Origin of the sequence: Pseudoalteromonas sp. MMG012, assembly GCF_018100875.1 — a bacterium.
Lineage (GTDB): Bacteria > Pseudomonadota > Gammaproteobacteria > Enterobacterales > Alteromonadaceae > Pseudoalteromonas > Pseudoalteromonas aurantia.
The window spans coordinates 96,057-103,303 of record NZ_JAGJEF010000013.1 but is presented as its reverse complement, the minus strand read 5'-3'; the positions used below and the strand labels follow the sequence as shown (position 1 = coordinate 103,303).

The following is a 7,247-nucleotide window of genomic DNA, read 5'->3' as shown; positions in this document are numbered from 1 at the left end:
GTTATAAGCCGCAGGCATACCGCTGTAAAATTGTGTTAGGACTGCGATATCAATCAGTTGGTCAGGTAATAACCCAACAGATAGAGCGGTCCCAACGTGAAAATCTAATTGTAGGGGGGCATTCCCTAATGCTGTAAGGCAACTTACAGTTATAAGCTGTTTATGTTTTAGGGATAACTTGGGTTGCGAGAAGGCATCTCCAAATATTGGGTAGGTTGTTGCGATTAACTGCGGGGCGAGTTCTGAAAAGGTAGCTGAGATGATGTCATAACCTTTAGGATCTAACTGTGTATACAGCTGTTTACCGACAGAGAATCTGTGTTTTAATGTGTCTTTAGGTAACTCAATGCTATGTTTTTTAATTGTATTTGGTAATTGCGCCATTATTTCATTAATTGTTACGTATCCAACGTAGCTGGATAGTTGTATGAGCAGAGAGAGTACCTGCTGTTCACTGAGTATTTTCTCATTGTATGATTGTGTTATTTTTATACTGGCTAGTGTACTTTCACGTAATCCAATCAATTGTGAAATATTGACCAATGTAATTTCAAAAGGTGTGAGTTTGACATGCTTAATGACATCTCGAGATGCGCGATTCTCTGCATCTCTATAGGTGTTTTTGATTTGTGTATGACTATTTGCAAGTGCTGATAGTGAGCATACGGCAAATAATATACTTATAATAGCTATCTTGATATTCATTACTTTTTCCATTTTATCGTTGTCCTGGTATGGCATACCCACCATCAATATGAATTGTTTGTCCTGTAATATTGGTTGCATGATTTGATAATAAGAAGGAAACCAAGTGTGCAACTTCTACGCTTGTTCCTAAGCGTTTTAATGGATGCTGAGCTGCAAATTTATCTAATGCGCTTTGATCATGATTGAAGGCCTGGCGAGTCATTTCAGTAGAGATCCCACCAGGACTGACATTGTTGATCCGAATTCCGAATTGGCTTAATTCAATGGCTGCTGGACGGATGAAAGCATCTAATGCTCCTTTGCTTGCGGAGTATGTGGTGGAACCAATAAGTGCACCATCAGAAAGCCAGGATGAAGTATTGACAATAGCGCCACCACCACTGCTTTTAAAGTAGTTTGCTTGCGCTTGTACTGCGAGCCAAGTTGCTTTGAAGTTGGTAAGTAATGTAAGTTCTAAATCAGCTTCACTCTGCTGTAGTAAAGGAACAAAATTACCGAGTGTACCTGCGTTGTTAAATACACCGTCAAGATGTCCATAATGTTTTACCGTTTGTTCGATAATATATTGATGAGAGGTATTCAGTGTGATGTCAGCTTGAATAGTATGTGCGTGTCCGCCTGTGCGATGAATTTCACGTTGCAGGGTGGTAAGTTTGTCTTGACGTCTAGCGACTAAGGCAACTTTTGCACCGCATTTAGCAAGCCATTTTGCAGTCGCATAGCCGATACCAGAGCTTGCCCCAGTTATCAATATTATTTTGTTTTCTAAAGAGTTATCCATTAATTTCACCATGTGTGTTGATGTTCTGGTGACTATACAATAGAGTTTGCTGTAGATAATCACTCTCTCATAAGGTTATGAATTGCATGGAGCGCACGAATATGCATATGGATGACGGTAGGCTTGGGTTATATGTGACTTTTATCACGACCGTGCAATCAGAGAGCTTTGTTGATGCAGCTATGAAGTTGGACATTTCGGCATCAACATTAGGCCGTAGAATTAAACGCTTAGAATCAGAACTAAAAATACAGCTTTTTGTACGTACTACTCGTTCAATGAATATTACAGAGGCTGGGCAGCAATATTTTGATGCTTTAAGTAATGTGCTTGGTCAGTTAGAAAGTATTGAGCAAGCTCTTGAACTTGACGCAGGCGTGCCATCAGGGGTATTAAAAGTGAGCATCCCAAATACATTTGGGCGTTTACAGATCAGCCCTCATATTGCAGAGTTCCTTACATGTTACCCAAATATTACCTTAGATATTAATCAAAATGACTCTTTTGACGATTTGATGTTGAAAAATTTAGACGTTGCCATAAGGATTGGTAATCTGCCTGACTCGTCGTTAAAGGCTAAAATGATTGCTCCTAATACACGACGATTAGTTGCTTCTAAAAGTTATCTAGATAAATTTGGCTATCCAGTAACACCGCAGAATTTAGTTAATCATCGTTGCCTACATTTCTCACCATTACTTCAAGGTAAAAAATGGACACTTATGAAAGAGGGGAAGTTGGTCAGTATACCGATTACACCTATTGTAAGTAGTGATGATGCATCCACCTTATATGATGCGGTACTAAAAGGTGTAGGTATTGCACAGTTAGCGGATTTTATTGTGCAAGATGATTTGGCTCAGCGCCGATTGTATGAAGTTTTACCTGATTGGATATTAGCCCGTTCTAGTATTTATGCAGTGTATCCAAGTATTGGTTACTTACCACTAAAAACCAGAGCTTTTATCGATTTTTTCACTGAGAAAATTAGACGTAACCTTGATTAATCTATCAATGTTATGGATCATTTTGCACGTTATTATTATTTCAGGGTAAAGAAAATCGCTACTTAAGTTGTTTAACATAAGGGTTTCGCAAAGTATTATTTGAGGTATTTATTGGATGAGAGGTAGTAGAAATTAATGAATTGGCTGTATAGCTTTGCAATTATGGTGCTTTTTTGTGCAGAATCACTTGCGATATCGGCAGATCAAACATTACATCGCTTAAATCGAGATATTGCAGCGTCTACTTTTTCAGGCGTTGTGTATGCAGTCAATGGCGATGAGGTTGTTTTTAACGCGTCTTATGGTTTGGCAAATACAGAGACAAAAATGGCATTTAATGCACAAACTGTACTTGATATTGGGTCTATCACAAAGCAGTTTACCGTGGCTGCTGTACTGAAGCTCGCAGAGCAAAACAAGTTGTCACTTAAAGATTCTCTTGCTAAGTATTTCGTAAATATTCCTATCGAGATGCAGACAATCACATTACATCAATTAATGACGCATTCTGCTGGATTTGCCTATAATGCGGGGCCTGTGTATGAGTTAATTAATAAGCACGATTTTAGAAAGCGCGTATTTAATACCCCATTGTTATTTAAGCCTGGTTCGCAATATGCTCACTCGAATGTGGGGTTTGGGTTGTTAACGCAAATAATAGAGAAGGTAAGTGGGCAGGGGTATGAGCAATTTATTCACAGTAATATATTATTGCCTGCGGGCCTTAAAGAGACAGGTTATAGGTTAATTAGCCGTGAAGAAACCAATTTAGCCGTTCATTATGAAAAGAAGCCTAACGTCTTTGAGCGAATATTTTCAATGACGCCTAAGCGTGATGCCATAGGACATTCATTAGTACATTTTTATGAAAGTTTGGGACAACGGTGGAATATAGAAGGCTCTACGGGGTACTTATCGACAGTACAAGATATGTCTGCTTGGTATCAGGCGATACGAAATAAAAAGGTACTCACTAAACAGTCGTGGGATCTGATATTCACGGAACACGTTGGGAATGGCTCTGTGACTAATACGCAGCATGGCTATGGCTGGTCCATGGGGGAAACAAAGGATGGCCGGAGTTATTTTTATCATCAGGGAAGGTACCGAGGCACTTTATCAATAATAAACTATTACCCTGATATTGACCTATTTGTTTTTATTATGACGAACTGTCGAGATGATTACCCATATGAAATGATTGAAAAACTGACGTATACAATACAGAAAAAAACGTTGCAACTATCTACATTATAAAAATAGAGGACGTATTATGGCTATTTCACTTCGACCGATTGATATTCATAATTATGAAGCGGTATGTGATTTAGATGTTGCTGATACACAGCAAAATTATGTTGCATGCAATATGTGGTCATTAGTTGAGGCACAATTTAATCAAGGATATACAACACGTGCTATTTACCGTAATGAAGAGGTTGTTGGTTTTTTTATGTGGGTAGCACAAACAGGGCATAGTGTGTCGATATGGCGATTTATGATTGACCTCAAATTTCAACAACAAGGCATTGGCAGAGAGGCGCTGTCTCTCGCATTAGAACAAATTAAATCATTGACAGATGTAAAGCAGATTGAAATCTGTTATATGCCAAGTAACCCAGTTGCAAAAGCGTTTTATAGCTCATTCGGATTTCAAGAGGTCGGTATGGATGATGAAGGAGAGGACATGTTAGCGGTGATTGAATTGTCTCAGTAATTTTGCGCGAAGTGTTGTGGTGTTATTTTTTGTGCCCGAGAAGTGTATGTTTATTGTGGCGTTTTTAGTAGGGTAAATTGAGTTTTTTGCGTTTGGCAATATGCTCTTAAAGTGGCTTCACTTACCTTTTAACTTAAAAGTAAGTTAGAATGTGTCCACTAAATTTAAGCATTCAAAAAGCATATGCCGACGCTTAATGATAGGTTGGTCGCCTAAGCATGTGTTAGCAAGTAAAAATACTGAGGTAAAATGGCTGTTTTAGAGATCCTTAAAGCTCCTAACGAGAAGCTAAAAATTCCCGCAACGCCTGTCACAGATATCAGTTCTGTACAGCAACTCATTGATGACATGTTAGATACGATGTACGCAACAGACGATGGTATAGGCTTGGCGTCTACGCAAGTCGGTCGTAAAGAAGCCATTATTGTGATTGATATTTCCGAAGAAAGAGATGCGCCATTGATCTTGATTAATCCCGAAGTGGTTGACGGTGAAAACGTTGAAAAAGGTCAAGAAGGCTGTTTATCTGTGCCTGGTTACTACGCCGACGTAGAACGTTTTACTCAAGTTAAAGTGAGTGGATTAGACAGAGAAGGCAATGTTGTTAATATTGAGAATGATGATTTCTTAGCCATCGTTTTGCAACACGAAATTGATCACTTGAAAGGCAAGCTCTTTATTGATTATTTGTCTCCTTTAAAACAGAAAATGGCATTAAAAAAAGTAAAAAAAGCAGTGAGCCAAAGTGCTTAATACTGTAATTTAGATAGAGTGGCTCTTTGCGAGTCACGCTGTCTTGTTATTCTAGTGAAATAACGACCGTGCGATTACTTTGTTGTTGGCATTCATCATATCCCTTTTTTTCTTTAGCCCGTATACTCAAAGCTTTCTTTAAGCTATTTCTCGTGCAATAAGCATGATATCAATACATCAGTTGTGATAGCGTTAATGTGATTCGCAGAGATTGGTCATTGTTCGTAAGTCCCAAAGGTATATCAATGAATGAGCTTACTAGGAGGTGTTTTTCCTAATATAAAAAATGCCCGCTGGTTGCTATAAGCGTATGACATAAGATTGAAAAAATCTCTAATTATTATTGTTGAAATGACTTTACCTAAACTTATATTGAGGTTTTAAACTCTAACTAAATAATTCAAAAAATAAAGGAAATGCAGTGGAGCGAGGAAACGTATTATCTCAATTATTACGGTTTACACCCTTAGTGTGGGTGATGTTGTTGGGGAATTTCTTTGTGCGTGCCACCTATTATATGGTGTGGCCTTTTTTATCCGTATTGCTATACCAAAAATACAATTTGAATGCCACAGAGGTTGGGCTATTGTTGAGTATATCAGCAGTGTTTTCAGTGTTATTAGGTTTTTATACCGGTAATCTAGCAGATCGCTATGGGCGTTTTAAGTTGCTTTATGCCTCAGTATTAGTTGGCATATTTTCATTTATAGCATTGGCATTTGTTGAGTCGCTATGGGCATTCTGTATGGCGGTATTTTTTGCAACTATGCCGCGCGCGTTATGGGATGCACCCAGTAAAGCATTATTGAGTGATGAGCTAAAGGAGGATGGAGATAGAGAGTTGGCACTGCATATGTTGTACTTTTTAGTGAATGTAGGTGCTGCAATCGGACCTCTTTATGGCTTGTGGGCGGGTTTAAATGGTGAGCAATTTAGTTTTATTTATACCGCTGTATCTTATATTGGTTTGTTGGTGGCATTATTGGTAATGCATCGTGGTCATTCTGTTTATAACGCAGGCGTTGCGACGACATTACCCAATTTCTCCAGCTGGCTAGGTATCCTTAAAAAGGATACGGTGTTTTTGTTAGTACTTGCTGCAAACCTGCTTATTTACTTTGTATTTGCACAAGGCGACTCTAGTCTTATTCAGTATTTGGCGAGGGCTGAAGTCCCTGAGCTAGCGACACTTGTTTCTATGCTGATAGTGGTTAATTCGTCTGTTATTGTGTTATGTCAATTCCCATTACTGCACCTGATGCGCCACTGGTCGATTCAAAAGAGGTTGTATTGTGGTGGAGGGATCCTTGCTTTATCGCAAGTGATGATGGCGCTTAACCCTGTTGATTATTTTAGTGGCTGGATTGTGTGCGTATTAGTATGGAGTTTAAGTGAAGCTGTTATGTTTTCAAATATTAATGTACATATTGATAGACTTGCACCAGAACACCTTAAATCGAGCTATTTTGGCGCAGCCGGTTTATGCTCTTTAGGATTCGCATTGGCACCATTGTTGGGGGGAATTGTGCTTGATATTGCCAGTGGACCGGTATTATTTATAGTGACGACGGCGATAAGTGTTGTGGCTTTGATGATATATCGCGTGGCAGAGCGCACTCCTCGAGACGAGACTTTATTAGGGGTAAGTAACCTCAGCTCTGGATAAGCGAATTTGCCCAATAAAGCTATTTTTCTCATTCTCAGCGTTGCTTTCATTTGTAATAGCACGCTATTACTGCATAAAAGCGCCTTGATATTGAAGAAAATATCATCATTGGATTGTACGTAAGTTTGCTTACAAAATATTTTCTATTCCAAAACCCTTATCCAGAGCTGAGGTTAAGTAACCTCAGATCTGGATAAGCGAATTTGCCCAATAAAGCTATTTTTTTCACTCTCGGCGTTGCTTTCATTTGTAATAGCACGCTATTACTGCATAAAAGCACCTTGATATTGAAGAAAATATCATCATTGGATTGTACGTAAATTTGCTTACAAAATATTTTCTATTCCAAAACCCTTATCCAGAGCTGAGGTTAAGTAACCTCAGCTCTGGATAAGCGAATTTGCCCAATAAAGCTATTTTTCTCACTGTCAGCGTTGCTTTCATTTGTAATAGCCCGCTATTACTGCATAAAAGCGCCTTGATATTGAAGAAAATATCCTCATTGGATTGTACGTAAGTTTGTTTTCAAAACATTTTCTATTCCAAAACCCTTATCCAGAGCTGAGGTTAAGTAGTTAATTGGTGTATGGGCACGTACTACTTTTATAGAGCATG

Annotated in this window: 7 protein-coding genes; 5 read left to right on the top strand and 2 right to left on the bottom strand. The window is 38.6% G+C overall.

All coding sequences use genetic code 11. The features are described 5' to 3' along the window. Both J8L97_RS06975 and J8L97_RS06970 read right to left on the bottom strand, forming a co-directional pair. Positions 1-705, bottom strand: a 705-nt coding sequence (locus tag J8L97_RS06975; protein ID WP_211048374.1) for a carboxymuconolactone decarboxylase family protein, incomplete at its 3' end; no start/stop codon positions are given. A 13-nt stretch (positions 706-718) separates the two neighbouring features. Next, entirely contained in the window at positions 719-1,489 is a 771-nt protein-coding gene (locus J8L97_RS06970; RefSeq protein ID WP_211048373.1) for an SDR family NAD(P)-dependent oxidoreductase, read from the bottom strand. An 86-nt stretch (positions 1,490-1,575) separates the two neighbouring features. On the opposite strand from J8L97_RS06970, the gene J8L97_RS06965 reads away from it, so the two are divergent. From J8L97_RS06965 to J8L97_RS06945, 5 genes are all read left to right on the top strand, one after another. Continuing rightward, positions 1,576-2,496, top strand: coding sequence for a LysR family transcriptional regulator (locus J8L97_RS06965; protein ID WP_211048372.1), 921 nt, complete (start codon positions 1,576-1,578; stop codon positions 2,494-2,496). A 135-nt stretch (positions 2,497-2,631) separates the two neighbouring features. Then, a complete protein-coding gene (locus tag J8L97_RS06960; protein WP_211048371.1) occupies positions 2,632-3,753 on the top strand; it encodes a serine hydrolase in 1,122 nt (373 codons plus the stop codon). A 16-nt stretch (positions 3,754-3,769) separates the two neighbouring features. After that, a complete protein-coding gene (locus J8L97_RS06955; RefSeq protein ID WP_211048370.1) occupies positions 3,770-4,213 on the top strand; it encodes a GNAT family N-acetyltransferase in 444 nt (147 codons plus the stop codon). Between the two features lie 249 nt (positions 4,214-4,462). Continuing rightward, positions 4,463-4,966, top strand: coding sequence for a peptide deformylase (gene def / locus J8L97_RS06950; protein WP_192507665.1), 504 nt, complete (start codon positions 4,463-4,465; stop codon positions 4,964-4,966). A 421-nt stretch (positions 4,967-5,387) separates the two neighbouring features. Beyond that, entirely contained in the window at positions 5,388-6,632 is a 1,245-nt protein-coding gene (locus J8L97_RS06945) for an MFS transporter (RefSeq protein ID WP_211048369.1), read from the top strand. The last annotated feature ends 615 nt before the right edge of the window (positions 6,633-7,247 follow it).

Excerpts from the sequence above, each read along its gene's own strand:
- def (WP_192507665.1), top strand. The coding sequence starts at position 4,463 with ATGGCTGTTTTAGAGATCCTTAAAGCTCCTAACGAGAAGCTAAAAATT.
- J8L97_RS06955 (WP_211048370.1), top strand. The coding sequence starts at position 3,770 with ATGGCTATTTCACTTCGACCGATTGATATTCATAATTATGAAGCGGTA.
- J8L97_RS06970 (WP_211048373.1), bottom strand. The coding sequence starts at position 1,489 with ATGGATAACTCTTTAGAAAACAAAATAATATTGATAACTGGGGCAAGC.
- J8L97_RS06965 (WP_211048372.1), top strand. The coding sequence starts at position 1,576 with ATGGAGCGCACGAATATGCATATGGATGACGGTAGGCTTGGGTTATAT.
- J8L97_RS06960 (WP_211048371.1), top strand. The coding sequence starts at position 2,632 with ATGAATTGGCTGTATAGCTTTGCAATTATGGTGCTTTTTTGTGCAGAA.